Source organism: Alteromonas sp. KC3 (assembly GCF_016756315.1).
Taxonomy (GTDB): domain Bacteria; phylum Pseudomonadota; class Gammaproteobacteria; order Enterobacterales; family Alteromonadaceae; genus Alteromonas.
This window is the reverse complement of sequence record NZ_AP024235.1, coordinates 4,153,565-4,170,913: the sequence shown is the minus strand read 5'-3', so window position 1 is coordinate 4,170,913 and position 17,349 is coordinate 4,153,565. Positions and strand designations below refer to the sequence as shown.

Annotated in this window: 18 protein-coding genes; 12 read left to right on the top strand and 6 right to left on the bottom strand. The window is 44.7% G+C overall.

Annotation, left to right across the window (positions count from 1 at the left end; all coding sequences use genetic code 11):
* Positions 1 to 119: 119 nt before the first annotated feature.
* The 4 genes from JN178_RS18405 (at position 120) to JN178_RS18390 (ending at position 6,083) form a co-directional block, all read left to right on the top strand.
* Entirely contained in the window at positions 120 to 3,245 is a 3,126-nt protein-coding gene (locus tag JN178_RS18405) for an efflux RND transporter permease subunit (RefSeq protein ID WP_202262761.1), read from the top strand.
* 13 nt (positions 3,246 to 3,258) lie between these two features.
* Positions 3,259 to 4,347: an efflux RND transporter periplasmic adaptor subunit gene (locus JN178_RS18400; protein WP_202262760.1), complete on the top strand. Its 1,089-nt coding sequence runs from the start codon at positions 3,259 to 3,261 to the stop codon at positions 4,345 to 4,347.
* A 135-nt stretch (positions 4,348 to 4,482) separates the two neighbouring features.
* Positions 4,483 to 5,568 (top strand): MBL fold metallo-hydrolase, encoded by a 1,086-nt coding sequence (locus tag JN178_RS18395; protein WP_202266120.1) that lies wholly within the window; start codon positions 4,483 to 4,485, stop codon positions 5,566 to 5,568.
* A gap of 74 nt (positions 5,569 to 5,642) precedes the next feature.
* Complete coding sequence (locus tag JN178_RS18390) at positions 5,643 to 6,083, top strand: hypothetical protein (protein WP_202262759.1); 441 nt, start codon at positions 5,643 to 5,645, stop codon at positions 6,081 to 6,083.
* Here the strand turns inward: JN178_RS18390 and JN178_RS18385 are convergent.
* On the bottom strand, positions 6,031 to 6,669 hold the full coding sequence (locus tag JN178_RS18385) for an MOSC domain-containing protein (protein WP_202262758.1): 639 nt from the start codon (positions 6,667 to 6,669) through the stop codon (positions 6,031 to 6,033). The two genes, JN178_RS18390 and JN178_RS18385, sit on opposite strands and share 53 nt — an antisense overlap.
* 124 nt (positions 6,670 to 6,793) lie before the next feature.
* Here JN178_RS18385 and JN178_RS18380 point away from each other — a divergent pair, with 124 nt between their 5' ends.
* The 5 genes from JN178_RS18380 to dnaB all read left to right on the top strand — a co-directional run bounded on the left by JN178_RS18380 (position 6,794) and on the right by dnaB (position 11,089).
* The gene (locus JN178_RS18380; RefSeq protein ID WP_202262757.1) at positions 6,794 to 7,369 is read left to right on the top strand and encodes an RNA polymerase sigma factor; all 576 of its coding nucleotides are present in this window, start codon (positions 6,794 to 6,796) and stop codon (positions 7,367 to 7,369) included.
* Positions 7,362 to 7,868 carry a hypothetical protein gene (locus tag JN178_RS18375; protein WP_202262756.1) on the top strand — a complete coding sequence of 169 codons (507 nt, stop codon included), beginning with the start codon at positions 7,362 to 7,364 and terminating at the stop codon, positions 7,866 to 7,868. The genes JN178_RS18380 and JN178_RS18375 overlap by 8 nt, the downstream gene beginning before the upstream one ends.
* 13 nt (positions 7,869 to 7,881) lie before the next feature.
* A complete protein-coding gene (locus JN178_RS18370; protein WP_226431967.1) occupies positions 7,882 to 8,868 on the top strand; it encodes a DUF4097 family beta strand repeat-containing protein in 987 nt (328 codons plus the stop codon).
* A 231-nt stretch (positions 8,869 to 9,099) separates the two neighbouring features.
* Positions 9,100 to 9,570, top strand: a complete 471-nt coding sequence (locus JN178_RS18365) for a hypothetical protein (protein ID WP_202262755.1) — start codon at positions 9,100 to 9,102, stop codon at positions 9,568 to 9,570.
* Positions 9,571 to 9,703: 133 nt separating this feature from the next.
* Positions 9,704 to 11,089 carry a replicative DNA helicase gene (gene dnaB, locus JN178_RS18360; protein WP_202262754.1) on the top strand — a complete coding sequence of 462 codons (1,386 nt, stop codon included), beginning with the start codon at positions 9,704 to 9,706 and terminating at the stop codon, positions 11,087 to 11,089.
* 65 nt (positions 11,090 to 11,154) lie between these two features.
* Here the strand turns inward: dnaB and JN178_RS18355 are convergent, their stop codons facing one another.
* From JN178_RS18355 to rsd, 5 genes are all read right to left on the bottom strand, one after another.
* Positions 11,155 to 12,351 (bottom strand): OmpA family protein, encoded by a 1,197-nt coding sequence (locus JN178_RS18355; RefSeq protein ID WP_202262753.1) that lies wholly within the window; start codon positions 12,349 to 12,351, stop codon positions 11,155 to 11,157.
* A 102-nt stretch (positions 12,352 to 12,453) separates the two neighbouring features.
* Positions 12,454 to 12,891, bottom strand: a complete 438-nt coding sequence (locus JN178_RS18350; RefSeq protein WP_202262752.1) for a secondary thiamine-phosphate synthase enzyme YjbQ — start codon at positions 12,889 to 12,891, stop codon at positions 12,454 to 12,456.
* A complete protein-coding gene (locus JN178_RS18345; protein ID WP_202262751.1) occupies positions 12,881 to 13,345 on the bottom strand; it encodes a chemotaxis protein CheX in 465 nt (154 codons plus the stop codon). The genes JN178_RS18350 and JN178_RS18345 overlap by 11 nt, the downstream gene beginning before the upstream one ends.
* A complete protein-coding gene (locus JN178_RS18340; RefSeq protein ID WP_202262750.1) occupies positions 13,335 to 13,808 on the bottom strand; it encodes a transcriptional repressor in 474 nt (157 codons plus the stop codon). Before JN178_RS18340 ends, JN178_RS18345 begins: the two co-directional genes overlap by 11 nt.
* A gap of 54 nt (positions 13,809 to 13,862) precedes the next feature.
* Complete coding sequence (rsd, locus tag JN178_RS18335; protein ID WP_202262749.1) at positions 13,863 to 14,309, bottom strand: sigma D regulator; 447 nt, start codon at positions 14,307 to 14,309, stop codon at positions 13,863 to 13,865.
* A 211-nt stretch (positions 14,310 to 14,520) separates the two neighbouring features.
* On the opposite strand from rsd, the gene nudC reads away from it, so the two are divergent.
* The 3 genes from nudC (at position 14,521) to JN178_RS18320 (ending at position 17,342) form a co-directional block, all read left to right on the top strand.
* Entirely contained in the window at positions 14,521 to 15,354 is an 834-nt protein-coding gene (gene nudC / locus JN178_RS18330; protein ID WP_202262748.1) for an NAD(+) diphosphatase, read from the top strand.
* A gap of 269 nt (positions 15,355 to 15,623) precedes the next feature.
* Positions 15,624 to 16,715 carry a uroporphyrinogen decarboxylase gene (gene hemE / locus JN178_RS18325; RefSeq protein WP_202262747.1) on the top strand — a complete coding sequence of 364 codons (1,092 nt, stop codon included), beginning with the start codon at positions 15,624 to 15,626 and terminating at the stop codon, positions 16,713 to 16,715.
* Positions 16,716 to 16,739: 24 nt separating this feature from the next.
* Positions 16,740 to 17,342 (top strand): hypothetical protein, encoded by a 603-nt coding sequence (locus JN178_RS18320; protein ID WP_202262746.1) that lies wholly within the window; start codon positions 16,740 to 16,742, stop codon positions 17,340 to 17,342.
* The last annotated feature ends 7 nt before the right edge of the window (positions 17,343 to 17,349 follow it).

Below are 17,349 nucleotides of genomic sequence, written 5' to 3'. Positions count from 1 at the left end.
GCCACATTTAAAAGAAATGTTAATTATCGCTAAAAATCTTCGTATCACGGTTTTAAACTTTTTCTGTCACTTCTGCGACCTATAGTAAATCGAACTATAAAAAGCATAAGTACCACGTTATGGACATCACTCGTGCAGCAATAAAAAACGCAACTGGGGTAGGTATCGGCATTACATTGCTGGTATTTCTTGGGCTTTACAGTCTATTTAATTTACCCGTTCAGTTATTTCCCGATATTGATCGCCCCTATATCAATATTCAAACTTCGTGGCGGGCTGCGTCCCCGCAAGAAATAGAATCAGAGATTATAGAGCCTCAAGAAGAGGTTCTGCAGGGTATACCTGGGCTTGAGTCGATGAGCGCATGGGCAAACCAAGGTAATGCATGGATAAACCTTGAGTTTGGTTTAGGTACGGACATGCAAAAAACGCTTATTGAAGTGATTAGTCGCATGAACCGTGTTCCACCTCTTCCACGGGATGCCCTATCGCCCAACATAATGCTTGCTGGCAGCGGTGGTGATGCCCCCGCGCTTACCTATTTCTTCTTACAACGCTTGCCCGGCAACCCTAATGAAATTAATACTTACGTTACTTATTTCACTGATGTAATTAAGCCGCAGCTAGAATCTATTCCTGGCGTAGCACGAGCAAGGATGGAAAGTGGCGTTGGTGGCGTTGAAGAATTCCAAATTGTTTTTGACCCATTTAAAGCTGCACAACTGGGTATTAACCTAAGTGCAGTTGCCAATGAACTTGGTCGCGCCAATGATATTTCTGGCGGGTTCGTCGATGTTGGTCGCAGACGTTACACACTGCGCTTTGAAGGGCGTTATCAACCTACTCAAATGGGTGAGATGATCCTTGAATGGCGTGACGGTAGCCCGATAACGTTAAATGATATTGCTGTGATAAAAATTACACGTGCTGATGGCAATAACGCAAGCGTACAAAACGGCAACCCAGCAATTTCTATTCGCGTTGACAGACAAAATGATGCCAACGTACTGGCAACGCTTGAGGCGGTTAAGGCAAAGGTCGACGAAATTAATCGCAATGATCTTGCTGCGCAGCAATTGGTGATGGCACAAAGCTTTGACGCATCAGTATTTATTTATCGCGCGGTGCAGTTAGTAACAAGTAACCTGTTTATAGGTGTGGCACTTGCTATTGGTGTGCTGTGGCTATTTATGAGACAGCTTCGCGCAACACTCATTGTGGCATTGGCTATCCCAATCTCGCTTCTAAGTACCTTTGTCGTGCTTCAAATGACGGGGCGCTCATTAAATATTATCTCATTGGCAGGGCTTGCATTTGCCGTTGGCATGGTACTCGATGCGGCCATTGTCGTGCTTGAAAACATAGTACGTACGCGAAAGAGCGTAGGTAGCGACGAAGAAAGTGCACATAAGGGCACTAAAGAAGTGTTTGGTGCACTGATGGCGTCAACAGCCACAACAGTAGCTATATTTATTCCGGTTATGTTTCTCGAAGATGTAGAAGGACAGCTATTTGCGGACCTAGCGCTTACTATTGCCATCGCGGTATGTATGTCGTTAATTGTGGCGGTTACGGTACTACCCGTTGTGGCGGCCCGTTATCTACAAGGCGATATGCCTGAAGATAGTTTGAAACGTGTTTGGGAAAAAATAACCCAGACGATAATGCGTCTGTCTTCAACACCACTAAGAAGGGTTGTTATGGTCGCTACATTAATGGGCATTCCTATTACGGGAAGCATGCTATTAATGCCTTCGATGGACTATCTGCCGCCAGTGAAGCGCGATGCTGTCGACGCCTTCTTAAGTCTGCCAGCAGGTGCCAGTGAAAATTTCATTTCAGAAGAAGTTATCCCGATTGTTGTTGAACGACTAAAGCCCTACATGAATGGTGAGAAGCAGCCTGCCCTAAAAAATTACTACATTATCACCTGGCCTAATGGCGGTACATTAGGGGTGCGGGCGAAAGACCAGTCCAAAGTGAAAGAACTTGAAACTATCGTGCGTGATGAAATCCTTAAAGATCTTCCTGATACGCAGGCCTTTGCCCAACAAGGTAACTTGTTTGGCGGTTTTGGTAATGGGCGCTCCATTGCTATTCATCTGCAAGGTACTGACCAAGATATGTTGGGTATTGCCGCACAAGCTGGTTTAGATAAGCTTCGAGAAGTCTTTCCCAATGCCAATGCGCGCTCTAATCCGCCGCTAGAACAGGCTGAACCTGAACTGCGTTTTTATCCAAACGATAGCAGAATGATGGAAGTCGGACTTAATCGCGGCGGCATGGGTAACCTCGTGCGTGCTATGGGCGACGGTATGTATGTGGGCGAGTACTTCGATGGCATAAAGCGCATGAACATTATTTTTCGCTCTGAACCGTGGCAAACACCTGAAGATTTAGGTAGCACCCCCATCATGACGCCAGTTGGTGAAGTGGTGCAACTAGCTGATTTGGTTGAAATTGAACGCGCGGTAGGTCCAAGTCGAATTCAGCGTATTGAAGGTCGTCGTACGTTGACGATAAACGTCAATCCGCCCGAAGGAATGAGTCTTGAACAAGCCATGAATGTCATTAAGTCAGAGGTAGAGCCCGTCATCATGAGCATGATGCCATCTGACGGTGCCATCAACTATGGTGGTAGCGCAGATAGCCTTAAAGGCGCTATTTCATCAATGGCTGATAACTTCCTCTTTGCCATGATTCTATTATTACTGCTAATGGCAGGGCTATTTAAGTCATTGAAAGATAGTGTGTTGGTTGTACTGTCTATTCCTCTGGCCACTGTGGGTGGTGTGGTAGCGATACGCATAATGAATACCTTCATGTTCCAACCCATGGATTTATTAACCATGATTGGCTTCATTATTTTATTAGGCTTGGTGGTGAACAACGCCATCTTGCTCGTGCATCAAACCCGACTTGGTGAACAGAAGGGGCTAAGTCGTGACGCAGCCGTTGAGCAAGCCATTGAACTGCGCCTGCGCCCCATCTTTATGAGCACGCTGACATCAATATTTGGCATGTTGCCCCTGTTACTTATGCCTGGTGCAGGCAGTGTGATATACCGCGGTTTGGCTGCCGTAATCGTTGGTGGAATGACCGTGAGTACCGTGTTCACTTTATTGCTTCTGCCTACGTTGTTGAGAATGACGGGCAGCAAAGCCGTCACCCCAATTTCACATGACACTGTGGGAGGTATTACACCTAGAGCAGTGAAACTAAACAAACACAGTGATCATTTATAAAGGATTTAGTCTCATGAAAACATTAACGCGTTCAGTTGTTTTGGGTATGTCAGCATTGACGTTAGTTTCCTTCTCGCAGGCATCATTGGCACAGGAAAATAGCGCTCCACCGCCGGTGCTAGTGCAAGTTGATGAGGCCCGTGAACAAGCTATATCTCAACTCACGTGGGTACCAGGTACTATTCTAAGTCAAACTGATGCGAACTTGGCTTCTGAAGTCGACGGTCGCATTACGTGGATGGCTGAAGTAGGGGATATTATCCGCGCAGGTGAACCGCTTGTCGTTTTAGATGATACGCGCCTAAACATCACATTAAACCAAAACAAATCGAACATAGCGCAATGGCAGTCTCAAGTTACGTTGTTTGAAAAGCGTCTAGCGCGTTATGAAAACCTTAAAGCCAATAACAACATGTCGCAGGGAGAACTTGATGCTGTTGAGGCTGATTTAGAGAATGCAAAGCAAGAGTTGGCACAAGCAAAGCTCGACTTGTCGTTTACCGAATACCAACTTGCTCAAAGCAGGGTAAAAGCGCCTTTTACCGCATTGGTTGTTGAACGACTTCAATCACCCGGTGAATATACAGGTGTTGGGCAAACCCTGTTACGTGTAGTGAATCCAGATAACGTAGAAGTACAGGTACGCGCACCACTCACTGTTTTGCCTTATATTGAAAGTGGTATGGCTGTCAGTGTGCAAAGTAAAACGCACCAGGTAGAAGAAGCGATTAGAGCCATTGTGCCTGTGGGTAACGCTAACTCCAGAATGATGGAGCTACGCATAGCAATAAAACCCGGCGACTTTCCAATAGGCAGCGCAGTGAGGGTCGCGATTCCCAGTAGCGATACCCATGACGGCGTTACGATCCCTCGCGACGCACTGGTACTGAGAAAATCAGGGACTTACATTTATCAGCTCAATGAAAATAACGAAGCTCAGCAGGTCAAAGTTCGCACGGGTGTTGGCCTAGGCGAACGTATTGAAGTGTTCGGTGAAGTTAATCCATCCCAGTATGTGGTAGTGCGTGGCGCAGAGCGTCTACGCGAAGGTCAGAAAGTAAGATTCGAAGAAACAAACAGTACGCTAACCGCCAAAAATTAATAATTTCTTACGCTTAAGTGGGGCAGTTGCCCCACAAATTAGGTAAAGTGCCTGATTATTAATGGTGTTTATCAGGTATGTTTAGTGAAGCAAAAAATAGTCAGCACCCGTTTATATCGCAACGCAAGTACAGCAATAAAGGCCAGTGCGCTCACATTATCAGTGGGTATATTAGTTGGATGTGCAACGCAAAATAATGTAGAGCGTGTTGTGGGTGAAAATTCTGTCATCACATACACTGACGTTGAAGGCTACGAAGACAGATTCAGCAATATCTATGATGATTTCAAAGACTACCCCGTAACGTGTGAAGGCGATTGTTACCCTGCCACAAAAGATATTGTGTGCGAGGATACTATGCAGCATTGTCAGTACCAAGGGGATCGCCCGTCGATAAACTTAAATACTGGTTTTTCGATCAAATGGCTTGGACATGCTAGTTTTGCAATTACCACAGACAGTGGTGAGCAATTTCTTATCGACCCCGTATTTGGACAATTCGATTGGCCTGTTAACTGGGCATTTAGGCTGTCTGAAGGCTTCAATCGAAAGCCAGCTTCATTGCTAACTGATGAAGAGTTAGCGAATACGGATGCGGTGTTATATTCCCATATTCACTATGACCACTTTAACAAAGCCGATATAAGTGAACTTGGTAATCAGCCCACTTACCTTGTGCCTTTGGGGTTTGCCGAGCATTTCGAGGATAACGGCTATGCCATTAAAGAAATGGCGTGGTTTAGTTCGCAACAAATAAACCGCACAACGGCGCACTTCGTGCCAGCTCACCATTTTAGTAATCGCATTTGGGTTCCCTTTATTCACGAAGACAACAACGCTACGCTGTGGGGCGGATGGGTGCTAGAGAATAACGGAAACACATTATTTTTTGCTGGCGACACTGGCTACTCACCGCACTTTAAAGACATCAATGAACGCTATGGACCCATTGATGTGTGTCTTTTACCTATCGCGTCGTATTTCAGTGAAGAATCCCCTAGGTGGTATCGAAAAGTACATACAACGCCAGAAGATGCGATTATTGCCGCTCAAGAGCTCAGCTGTAAGGTTGTGATCCCTTGGGGGTATGGCAATGCTAGCTGGCGAATGGGAGATAAAACATCACATTCAGCCTTATTTCGATTGCTACATATGAAAGAACAGCTAAATACTGATGTGCCGTGGTATGTGTTAAATGAAGGAGAGTCGGTGAAATTTTAATCTTGTAGAGTACGTAAGTTTGGACTAATATTTCTCCAGTTTCTTCAATGCAGCTTTACATTCAGGGATTGAATATGCTCACAACGCGCAAGGAAGTCGTCTTATTTTTTGCTTTTAGCCTGTTCGGTTATATAGGCGCTTGCAGCTACTTTTTGAAACAAGCGCCTGTCACACAGCCAGCGCCATTTAACGTGTGTATACAGAGTTGTACAACAACAGTTGAATACTCGGTTGCCTACCCCTCAGAACAATACGTCTTCAAAGGTACAGTAAAGTCGATATTTGAAAAATATCGCCAAGAAGAGGTGGGTTATTATTTAACGTGTTCAGAGCATTATTGTGCGCTGTCTATATACGTTAACGCACCATCGCAGCTTGCGCCCCTATTACAGGCAGTTAACAAGCAGTTCTCCCCACTTATCAAAGAAGAAGCGGGGGCACCGCAAAACTGGTTAGACAGTACTATTTATTTGCTATTTTCTCACACTTTAAACGCCATTCATCGTCCAGCGTAGGCAGAGCAGCAAGCCTAGCTGCCAGTGCAGCATCGACTTTTGTATGCGCGCATTGCATTAACGTATGCACATCAACAGTGTCAGGCTCTCGGTGCAGGAGAGTGACTGTGTCACCTACACTAATAGTGCCGGTTTTAATGACGCGATAGTACCAACCCGTTATACCTCGCTCGCCCACAAAGCGATCCAGATTAGCGATACCATAGCGCAGCGATATCTTGTTACATGGCGCGCGAGGCGCGCTCACTTGCAATTCCACGTCGCCAAACTGCCATATATCGCCAATGCAGACAGTCGCATCATCCATGCCTTCAACACTGATGTTTTCACCGATACTACCCACAAAAAATTCGCCATCGGGAAAATGTTTTGCAAGGGTAAGATAGTTAGTTGGACAGAATTGGTGAAGTACCTTCTCAGGTCCACCATGAAGACGTAGATTCGCTTGCTCATCTTCATCAGTGCTATCTATATTGACGGTTAATGTATTTACTGCACTTTTTATAATACTACTGGGTGCACCTCTAGGCCCTAGTGGTTGTGGCTTCCCAGCAAAAAGTCCATTCACTTTAAACGATGACGTCATGGTTTCTCCAAAAAAAAATTTTGTGCATTTAAACCTTTCTCCTATAGGGTACGACTAACCTTATAACACTAACAAGTGCCACGATAAAAAAGGCGCTAATCCATATAACGATTAAGAGAACAACATGGAACACACACAACAACGTGTTGTACACGCCAATGTGGTGTTTGGTAGCAAAGACGAAGAGAGTTTGATCGCGTCGGCGAAGCAGGGTAACAAGCACGCGTTTCGCCAGCTGTACGACAAACATATTGGTAGAGTCTACGCCTTATGCTATCGACTTACAGGTGACAAAGGAATGGCTGAAGATGCTTCTCAGGAGGTGTTTATTCAGCTGTGGCGAAAGCTTGAAAATTTCGATGGTCAAAGTCAATTTTCAACGTGGCTACATAGCGTAACGGCAAACATAACCATTTCTTACATTCGTAAGCAAAAAGGATGGGTCCAACGCATGTTCAATCTTGAAGCGAGTGGCATCCATGAGATGACGGCTGAGTCAGATAGCACTGACATTGATTTAGAAGCACTTGTTGTACGGTTGCCAGAGCGCGCACGAATGGTGTTTGTACTGCATGCATTGGAAGGTTATCGCCACGAAGATATTGCAAATATGCTGAACATGGCGGTGGGATCAAGTAAAGCGCAGTTTTTTCGCGCAAAGCAGCTTTTGAAAGAATTTATGGGGTATGACAATGAGTAATTTTGATGAACAACTCGCGCGACATATCGCTGAACTGAACAAAGAAAAACAACCCGAGCGTGATTTATTTCGCGGAATTGAACTGGGTATTGAAGCGCAAAGAGATAGCGAGGCAAATACCAATAATCAAGGCGTTACGCCCAAGCAGTGGATGGCCATTGCCGCAAGTGTGTGCCTAGTTACGGTATTGTGGTTTTCGGCGCCTTTTGCTTTTAAGCCTGATGACCCGCGCAGTGACAATTACGCCTTAATCGATGCAATGAGTACGCAGCAGCAACAACAAGTCAGTAGCTTGCTAGCAAGTTACCAAAGTACGCCAGCGTTAACTGAAGACTGGCAACAGCAATTAAAAGAATTAGATGATGCAGCAGATGCCATTAAAGCCGCGTTGAAGGAAGATCCTGATAATTCGGCGCTAATCAAAATGTTACATCACGTATATCAACAGCAAATTGCCTTAATTGAGCGAGTGCACGCGCCAAAGTGGCAGCAAATTTAATAAGGGTAAGACAATGATGAGTAAGAAAATGACGGAACTATCTAAAATGATGACAAAGGCGTTTGGCGCAACGGTGTTACTAACAATCGCACTTAGTGTGAGCGCAGGGGAGAAAGTAGACAAAACCCTTGATACTTCTTCGTCACCTAAAGTCGATATTGAGCACGTCAATGGTAAGGCAGACATTCGCGTGTGGGACAAGTCTCAGGTAAGGGTTACAGGCGAATTGGGTGATGATACAGAAGAGTTTGTATTTGAAAAGCGCGGTGATGTTGTCGTTATCCACGTTGAAGTAGAGCGCAGTAACAAGAGTTGGTACAAAAAGAGTAAAGACGGTGATGACCTCACTATCTTCATTCCAGCTGACAGTGATTTGCACTATGAAGCGGTCAATGCAGACGTAAAAGCCGAGGGTATCAAGCGTTCGGTGAATATTGAAGTTGTTAATGGTGATGTGTCAATTAACGATGTAGGCGAAAAAGTTGAGGTGGAATCGGTCAACGGTGATATTTCAATGACAAATGTGCGTGGGCGACTTGAAGCGGAAGCGGTGAATGGTGACATCGACGCGAAGCATACGGGTAAAGAAGAGGTGTCTGTTGCCACAGTAAATGGCAAAGTGAGCGTTGAATCTAACAGCCCAGACGTACAGGTAGAAACGGTTAACGGTCGCATTGAGCTAAACTTGCAAGAGGTTGATACTCTTCACATCAATACGGTAAATGGACGCACTTATGCAAGTTTGTCGGTTAATGATAACGGTAGTGTTAAAGCAAATTCAGTTGGCGGCACGATTGAGTTAGTGTTCCAGAAAGATGTGTCTGCGCAGTTCGATATTGAAGCCCATGCTGGTGGCGACATCATCAACAAAATCAGCGATGAAAAAGCTAAAGAGCCTAAGTATGGACCTAGCAGCTGGTTACGTTTTATCAATAATGGCGGTGCAGCAAATGTAGATATCTCGACAGTTCACGGTCGCATCGTAGTAGACGAAAAATGAATAAGCTATAGTCAACGCAATCGTTGTTGTGGGTTGAAAAAAGTGTTTTAGTCCACATTTATTAATCAATGAGTCATAAAGCTGCTTCTCTAAGCAGCTTTTTCTTTTCATCGTAAAGGCGTGGTAATTGAGCGCAATTACACAACAAATTCTGTTTTTACTGCTCTATGTTTTTCCACATATGTCGTTGAATCATGTTAGAAGGTAAGGCACGTTTTTAAGGAGAAAACATTGAGTATCTCAGGACACTTCAAACGGTTTTGGCGTTTTCATGGCCTAATTTTAGGCGCAATGAGCATTTCAGTACTGACACTAGGTTGCGCCGTACAAGAGCCCGCTTTTTATGAAGGCACATGGGTAGTGACTGAATCTTATCAATCAGGTGCAGATTCAGGCTCTGGACTTGAAACAAAGCGTATCTTAGGCCGCTCCATTACTTATGAGGCCAGTTTCGCCAAGCTCGATCAGTATCAATGTGATACGCCAACTTATGCTTCAGAAGATTTGAATGTAGAGGAGCTACAACGTCAGTATCACGTTTCTGCACAGGCGCTTGGTTTTTCAGATGACACGATTACTCAAGTGCAGCTGGATTGTGCAAGTCTCGATAAGCCACTTGGTGCGACCTTGCTGTTCCAAGAAAATACGTATGCATATACCACCATTGATGGTGTCTTCTTTAAATTAGAAAAAACACTGTAAGCGTTATCCACAAAACCATATCAAGTCAGAATTTATGCTTTTAGCATAATTCTGGTTGTTCGTTTGTTGAGGGTTAAGCGTTAAAAGCGCATAATAACCAACTGACTTTTGAAGATTGGTAAAGGGTTGTTTTGTGGCTTCTGCTCCTAAAAGCGATAAGAATGTAGAGAAATTGAAGGTTCCTCCTCATAGTATTGAGGCTGAGCAGTCTGTTTTAGGTAGCATGCTTATCGATCCAGATAGTTGGGACAAAGTTGCAGAACTCGTTACCGACACCGACTTCTATAATCGCTCCCACCAAATAATTTTCCGCGCGATTACTCGTTTACTTAATGCCAGTAATCCTATTGACCTTATTACGGTCTCAGAAGAGTTAGAAAAGCACGATGAACTCGATGATGCAGGTGGTTTTGCTTACCTAGGCGAGCTCGCAAAGAATACGCCGAGTTCAGCTAACGTAGTTTCTTATGCACAAATTATTAGTGAGCGCGCGATCACTCGTGAACTTATTGGGGTGGCTCATGAAATTGCCGAAGTGGGCTATAACCCTGAAGGTAGAGATAGTGCAGATATTCTAGACCTTGCCGAAAGCAAAGTGTTCGAGATTGCCGAACGTAGAACCGGCGAAAACGAAGGTCCTCGCGGCGTAGAATCCATCTTAAGTAAAACTATTGACCGCCTTGAAGAGTTGGTCAAAACCAATAAAGAGGTAACCGGTGTTACCACTGGGTTTACCGATTTGGACAAGATGACCAGTGGTCTTCAGCCTTCAGATTTGATCATTGTGGCAGCACGTCCATCAATGGGTAAAACCACATTCGCAATGAACTTGGTCGAAAATGCCATGATGGCAGAAGATAAACCAGTGTTAGTGTTCAGCCTTGAGATGCCTTCAGAGCAAATCATGATGCGTATGCTTGCGTCACTAAGTCGCGTTGACCAAACAAAAATTCGTACTGCTCAGCTTGATGATGAAGACTGGGCGCGAATTTCTAACACTATGGCAATGCTTAAAGATAAAGATTGTTTATTTGTGGATGATTCGTCGGGTCTAACACCAATGGATGTGCGCTCTAGAGCGAGAAAGTTGGCTCGTGAACGCGGTGGTATCAGCCTTATTATGGTGGATTACCTTCAGCTAATGCGTGTGCCTTCACTTAGCGATAACCGTACTTTGGAAATCGCGGAAATATCACGCTCACTTAAGGCGCTAGCAAAGGAGCTAGAGGTTCCTGTGGTCGCATTGTCACAGCTAAACCGTACGCTAGAGCAAAGAGCAGATAAACGCCCAGTTAACTCTGACCTCCGTGAATCAGGATCAATCGAGCAGGATGCCGACCTTATTATGTTTATTTATCGTGATGAGGTGTATCACGAAAACAGTGAGTATAAAGGTATAGCTGAAATTATTATTGGTAAGCAGCGTAACGGCCCAATCGGCACATGTCGCTTAACGTTCCAAGGGCAGTTCTCACGTTTCGATAATTACGCTGGACCTGCAATTGCCGATGAGTATTAACATCAGAAACAAAAAAGGCGCCGTCTCGAAAGAGCGGCGCCTTTTCTTATTATCTCGTTACTGACTTATTTTTCTTCAGCAACTTTAACTGTACCTTTAACCGTCACTGAGATACGACGGTTAACACGGTGCGCTTCTGCGTTGTTCGCTGTGTCTAGTAGTTGTGACTCACCGTAACCTACCGTTTCAAGGCGAGATGAATCGATACCGTACATGTCTACCATTACTTCTTTGAAGCTAGCTGCGCGACGCTCTGAAAGGCCCATGTTGTATGCTTCAGCACCTGGTGCAGAAGTGTGACCTTCGATTACCGCAGTAGTAGACGGATATTCTTTCATGAATTGTGCAAATTCAGAAATTTCTGGATCTTTAGGCATTTTAACAACAGCACTTTCGTTATCGAAAAGAACGCGTAGTGTAATTTCTACGGTTTCTTCGTCAAACAAAGTACAACCTTTCGCATCAACTTTAACGCCAGCTGGTGTGTCAGGGCACATGTCTTTGCTGTCTACTACGCCGTCGTTGTCTGCATCTTTAAGTGCACAACCTGTTGCGTCAACTTGTGTGCCTGCTGGCGTGTTAGGACACTGATCAACGTTGTTTAGTACGCCGTCATTGTCGTTATCTACCGAGCAACCTGTAGCGTCAACACGAACACCTGCTGGTGTCATTGGGCACTGGTCTTTATTATCCATTACGCCATCGTTGTCGCTGTCTTTAGGCGCAGATGGAGTACGCTGACCGAAAGGGATCGCAAGACCAACTTTTACGCTGTAATCGTTGTAGTCTTCACCGAAATCATGGTACGCCGCTACTTCTGTAATTAGTTTTACATTTTCGTGGATATCCCAGTGTTTACCAATACCTAAATTACCCAGAGTAGTAGATTCAAGAACAGCCTGGCGCTTAACACCACCGAATAGGTACCACATGTCGTCTGGTAGGAAGTACATAGCGTCAACGCCAGTCATTTCACCACTTTCGTCGCCTGCGGCAGAGTAGTCTAGGTCTAGTGCAGTAAATTCAACACGCGCAGCCCAGCTTTGTGTAAAGCGGAAGCCATATTCGAAAGTAATACCTTGACCGTTATCAATGGTACCGCCTTGCGTTAACTCAAGTGGACGTGATTCGTCAGTATTATAATACATACCTGAGATACCACCCCAGCTTTGATATGCTGGTTCTGATGAGTCCTGTGCAAAGGCATTAGTTGAGGCCATTACCGCTAACGATAGCGCTGCCATTTTGAATTGTTGTTTCATAGTCACATCCTGTTTAACGTTGAGTGATTATCGATTTTGATAATTTTATAGTTTGTGCTTGGTTAAATTAACCAGCACAAATTGTGCCATTTATAATATGGGCTAAGATGCAATCCCTTGTAATGTGGCTACAATTGTTCGTCTACCACCATGATCTCGGTGTTCACCGAGCATGATACCCTGCCATGTGCCCAGCGCAAGTCTGCCTTGCTGAACGGGTATGGTAATTTGGCACCCCAGTATACTTGATTTTATATGCGCTGGCATATCATCTTTTCCTTCATACGTATGGGTATAAAGGGAAAGTTCCTCTTTGACGCTGTAATTAAAAAACGCTTCCATATCTTGGCGAACCGTGGGGTCAGCATTTTCATTAATGGTTAAGCTCGCACTTGTGTGTTGAAGCCATAAGTGGAGCAAGCCCACTTCCACGACTTTAATAGATGGAAGTGCGGCAATAACGTCGTTAGTTATAAGGTGAAACCCTCGGGGGTAACTGGGCAGTGTAATTTTTTCAGACTGCCAGAAATTATTTGTCAAAGCAGATTTCCAAATGCGCTAAGCCTTCATCGCACATAAATGGCAAAATGATTTTTGCTCCGTCAACCTGATGACTTATGGTGTGCTGCTTGCCTGATACTACGATTGGCGTAGCCATACCGAATTCATAGCCTCGCTCTGCGAGATCGCGCTTTGCGTTGCCGCAAATCATGTTGGTAACCTCACCAACCATATCGCCTACTTCAGCGTCTAACTTTTCTGGGCGTTCCCCTACCATGCGTTCCATGATAGTTAAGGCTAGCGCTTCATCAAATGTGATAGACATTGAGCCTCGAACGTTGGGACCAACCATACCGATAAGACCTGATACGTCACCTTTGGCAACGTCACTTTGCTTACGCTTGGGTTTACCAGGCGTCAGTTTAGTTTGCGCCATGGTTTCCATTACATTCAGTAAACCAGAAATGAACGGGTTCACAAAATCAGCATTCATGTACATTCTCCTTAAGAGATGAGTCTTCCGTTTTTTGGCAATCAGCGCATAGGCCGTGTGCTTCTATTGTTTGTTTTGATACTCGAAAACCATGCTGTTGAGCTTGGTTTTCCAAGGTCTCTTGAAGACCTTCAGATTGAATTTCTGCCACATCGCCGCAGCTATCACAGATAAGAAATTGCACTGGGTGATTACACCCAAAGTGGTAACATGCAACGAATGCGTTTGTTGATTCCAATCGATGAATAAAGCCGAAGTCGAGCAAAAAATCTAATGCGCGATATACGGTAGCGGGTTTAGCGCTTGATTCTGTTTCTTTCAGTGAGTCGAGAAGCTCATAAGCGCCCATCGGGCCGTGCTTTGAAACGAGAATTTCGTACACTTTCTCTCGAAGCGGAGTGAATCGTGCACCGCGCTGTTCGCAATATGCGCGGGCTTTGTGGATAAGTGTGGTTTTATTCATGAATTGAAACCGTAAACTCGACTTTCATTGTTATAATAAAGCGCCATGTATGGATCACGCTTTGTGCGTGTGTACGTGAGCAATTAGTTCATCTTCAAGGGCGAACCGCTCCTCGAGTGTTTCCCCAAGCGTTGCAAGTGCAACATCAAAACCCGATGCTTGTTCTGCGCTAACTGCTTCTGCAAATTTATCATTAAACGACAGCGCGGCGTCAGTAGTTTTTGTCAATTGAGGGTAAAGATCTTCTTTTAATTGCTGCCCTTTTTCGTCGTTCTCGACAAGTAATTCGAATATTTCAAAGTGTCCAGCAGACAAATAGTCCAAAAGCGCACTACAAAAATCAGAAATTTCATCCGCATCAGGTAGGCATTCGGTTTGTTGATTAATGCCCGCTAAACTGCAATACGACACTAACAACGCCTGCCTTTCAAGCAACCATTTATCTATAACGTGGCTCTTTCCGCCCCATTTCGATTTAACGCTTTCCAATTGCTGCAACATGATAATTTTGCTACCTGCCTAGCGATATTCTTGATCAGTATAACACTGTGCCATAGCGACACAAATTTTGCGCACAATATCCTCACTATCACGCCAATTACTGTCTCAATTTTGAGACATGTAAGAGTATGGCAATTCTTTTGCTCAATACAAAGATAAATGGGCGCTAATTATATGTTATCGTGATGAAATTAGATGTGAGGTAACGACAATGATGATACGACAGGACGAAAGCCGTTTAAAAACGCAAAAAGCAATGTGGGTGGTTTTCAGCCGTGGAAAGTTAGTGGTTGATGCAAAGTCACAAATGCTCCCTGTAGCCCACTTGACGGAACTACCGTTTTTGTCGTCTTACATTGATGATATTCATCAGCTTCCCCCGTTGAACGAGAGTGCGCATCAGGAGTTACCTGTTTTTGTAGTCGATATGGGGGCTGAGCATTTAGAGGCTGCAGAGTGGGAGCGTGTTTCCCTAAGACAGTTGCTGGTTAGTGCACAGGATATTGCTTTTTCAGTCATTGGAAGGGCTTGGCAGTACACGCATTTCCTACGTACTCATCAATTTTGTGGTCAATGTGGCGCGAAAGCAGAACGTGTTGATTGGGAAATGGCAATGCACTGTCACCGTTGTCAGCATCGCAGCTACCCACGCGTGTCGCCTTGTGTGATTGTATCTATCCACAATAACGAACAAATCTTATTGGCAAAAGGCGTACGCCATAAAGAAGCCAATATGTATTCAACACTAGCGGGATTTGTCGAAAGTGGCGAGAGCCTTGAAGAAGCAGTCCATCGAGAGATTTTTGAAGAAGTTGGCGTAAAGGTAAAAAACTTGCGTTACTTTAACAGTCAGCCTTGGCCGTTTCCCCATTCACTCATGGTTGGCTTTATTGCTGAATACGCAGGGGGAGAGATTCGCTGTCAGGAAAATGAAATAGACGACGCACAGTGGTTTGATATTGATAGGTTGCCAAATATTCCACCTAAAGTGTCGATTGCAGGCCAACTCATTGCAGAAACGGTGTCGCTAATTGGCAACAAATAAAAAACCCTGCCGAAGCAGGGTTTCAATAAGATTAGCACGGTCCCGTGTAGGGCTTCTTTTTAGTTAACGTGTATAGTAATAGCAAACACTCACTTTAAGTGCAAGTTACAAATTCAAGTATTATTCGTCTTTATTTGTCGACAGTATGTCGCAAGTCAAATTTTTTCCATTAGGTTTTAGCACACGCCGTGAATAATACTGGTATACTCCCGCGTTCAGGCTGCTATTGCCTTTTGTCTATTCTATCTACAGTTATTTAGGTGAGCTATATGTCGCAAAATATTCCCAGTGTTGATAAACCCGCGTTGAAGAACGATCGTTATTTACGTGCGTTACTTAAACAGCCGGTTGACATGACACCCGTATGGATGATGCGACAGGCTGGACGTTACTTGCCAGAGTATAAAGCGACACGCGCAGTTGCAGGTGACTTTATGTCTTTATGCAAAAATGCTGAATTAGCTTGCGAAGTGACACTGCAACCACTGCGTCGTTATCCCCTTGATGCCGCCATTTTGTTTTCAGATATTCTTACAATCCCTGATGCTATGGGGCTAGGGTTATATTTTGAAACTGGCGAAGGTCCTCGTTTTAAAAACCCGATTACGTGTAAAGCAGACGTAGATAAAATTGGTTTGCCCGATCCAGAGGGTGAATTGCAATATGTGATGAATGCTGTTCGTACTATTCGTCGAGAACTAAAAGGTGAAGTACCGCTAATCGGTTTTTCTGGTAGTCCGTGGACGTTGGCGACCTATATGGTTGAAGGCGGTTCAAGCAAAGCGTTTACCAAAATCAAGAAAATGGCTTTTGCGGAGCCAGCAACCCTTCATGCGCTTCTTGCAAAACTTGCTGACTCAGTTACTGAATACCTTAACGCGCAAATTGCAGCTGGCGCGCAGTCTGTAATGGTATTTGACACGTGGGGTGGTGTGCTATCACCGCGTGACTACAAAGAATTTTCTTTGCAATACATGGAACGCATTGTAAATGGTCTTACACGCGAAAGCGAAGGGCGTAAAGTGCCAGTAACCTTGTTTACCAAAAACGGTGGAATGTGGCTTGAATCTATTGCTGCAACAGGTTGTGACGCGGTTGGCCTTGACTGGACAATCGATATTAAAGAAGCCCGCGCACGTATTGGCGATAAAGTGGCTTTGCAGGGCAATATGGACCCGTCAATGCTTTACGCACCTGCAGCTCGAATTGAAGAAGAAGTAGGCTCTATCTTAGCGGGTTATGGAGAAGGTACTGGGCATGTCTTTAACTTAGGACACGGTATCCACCTTGACGTTCCGCCAGAAAACGCCGGTGTATTTGTCAATGCAGTTCACAAATTAAGCCAGCAGTACCACAAATAAGTACTAAGGCAACAAGGAAACTGGATGAAGCGGTGGTTTTTACTATTGTTGGTGGCCTTTATTGGGGTAGCGGGATATAAATTTTCTAGCTACCAGCATCAGCTTAGTGAGTCTAAAGCAGAAAAAGAGCGTCTAACTTCGGTGCTAGAACGCTCTCGCGCCACCGATACCAGTGATCTTAAGGTCATCAAAGCAGCGCCTAAATTACTTGTAAACTCAGCAGACAGTAAGTCTACCGGATTGAGTGATGAGCCTTTGCATTTGTCAGGCCCTCAATTGAGCGCAAATGCTGAAGCGTCTGCTATTGAAATATTGTTAGATTCAGATATTGAAACCTCGTTAACGCACTTCTTCGCCAATCATCCTCACAGTGAAGATGTGGTGCTGGAAAAGATCGAATGCTTATCGGGTCTGTGCGAAGTGGTTGGCAGCTACAATAAGAGTGAAAAGGAGCTATCTGAACTCGTTAACGCCTTACAAGCTGAACCTTGGTGGCAATTTACTTCTCCTGTACTCAAAACTCAGTTGGCTCAACGTGGCGTGAAGGTGAATTTGACGTTTTCGTCTAAACAGGCAAGTGAAGATAAAGCGATTGCACATTCACAGCCTGCTGTGACAGCAGGTTAGCTACTGG

Bases quoted from the DNA above. Each gene is read 5' to 3' on its own strand.
- JN178_RS18405 (WP_202262761.1), top strand. From the start codon at position 120: ATGGACATCACTCGTGCAGCAATAAAAAACGCAACTGGGGTAGGTATC.
- JN178_RS18400 (WP_202262760.1), top strand. From the start codon at position 3,259: ATGAAAACATTAACGCGTTCAGTTGTTTTGGGTATGTCAGCATTGACG.
- JN178_RS18390 (WP_202262759.1), top strand. From the start codon at position 5,643: ATGCTCACAACGCGCAAGGAAGTCGTCTTATTTTTTGCTTTTAGCCTG.
- JN178_RS18385 (WP_202262758.1), bottom strand. From the start codon at position 6,669: ATGACGTCATCGTTTAAAGTGAATGGACTTTTTGCTGGGAAGCCACAA.
- JN178_RS18380 (WP_202262757.1), top strand. From the start codon at position 6,794: ATGGAACACACACAACAACGTGTTGTACACGCCAATGTGGTGTTTGGT.
- JN178_RS18375 (WP_202262756.1), top strand. From the start codon at position 7,362: ATGAGTAATTTTGATGAACAACTCGCGCGACATATCGCTGAACTGAAC.
- JN178_RS18370 (WP_226431967.1), top strand. From the start codon at position 7,882: ATGATGAGTAAGAAAATGACGGAACTATCTAAAATGATGACAAAGGCG.
- JN178_RS18355 (WP_202262753.1), bottom strand. From the start codon at position 12,351: ATGAAACAACAATTCAAAATGGCAGCGCTATCGTTAGCGGTAATGGCC.
- JN178_RS18345 (WP_202262751.1), bottom strand. From the start codon at position 13,345: ATGAATGCTGATTTTGTGAACCCGTTCATTTCTGGTTTACTGAATGTA.
- JN178_RS18340 (WP_202262750.1), bottom strand. From the start codon at position 13,808: ATGAATAAAACCACACTTATCCACAAAGCCCGCGCATATTGCGAACAG.
- rsd (WP_202262749.1), bottom strand. From the start codon at position 14,309: ATGTTGCAGCAATTGGAAAGCGTTAAATCGAAATGGGGCGGAAAGAGC.
- nudC (WP_202262748.1), top strand. From the start codon at position 14,521: ATGATGATACGACAGGACGAAAGCCGTTTAAAAACGCAAAAAGCAATG.
- hemE (WP_202262747.1), top strand. From the start codon at position 15,624: ATGTCGCAAAATATTCCCAGTGTTGATAAACCCGCGTTGAAGAACGAT.
- JN178_RS18320 (WP_202262746.1), top strand. From the start codon at position 16,740: ATGAAGCGGTGGTTTTTACTATTGTTGGTGGCCTTTATTGGGGTAGCG.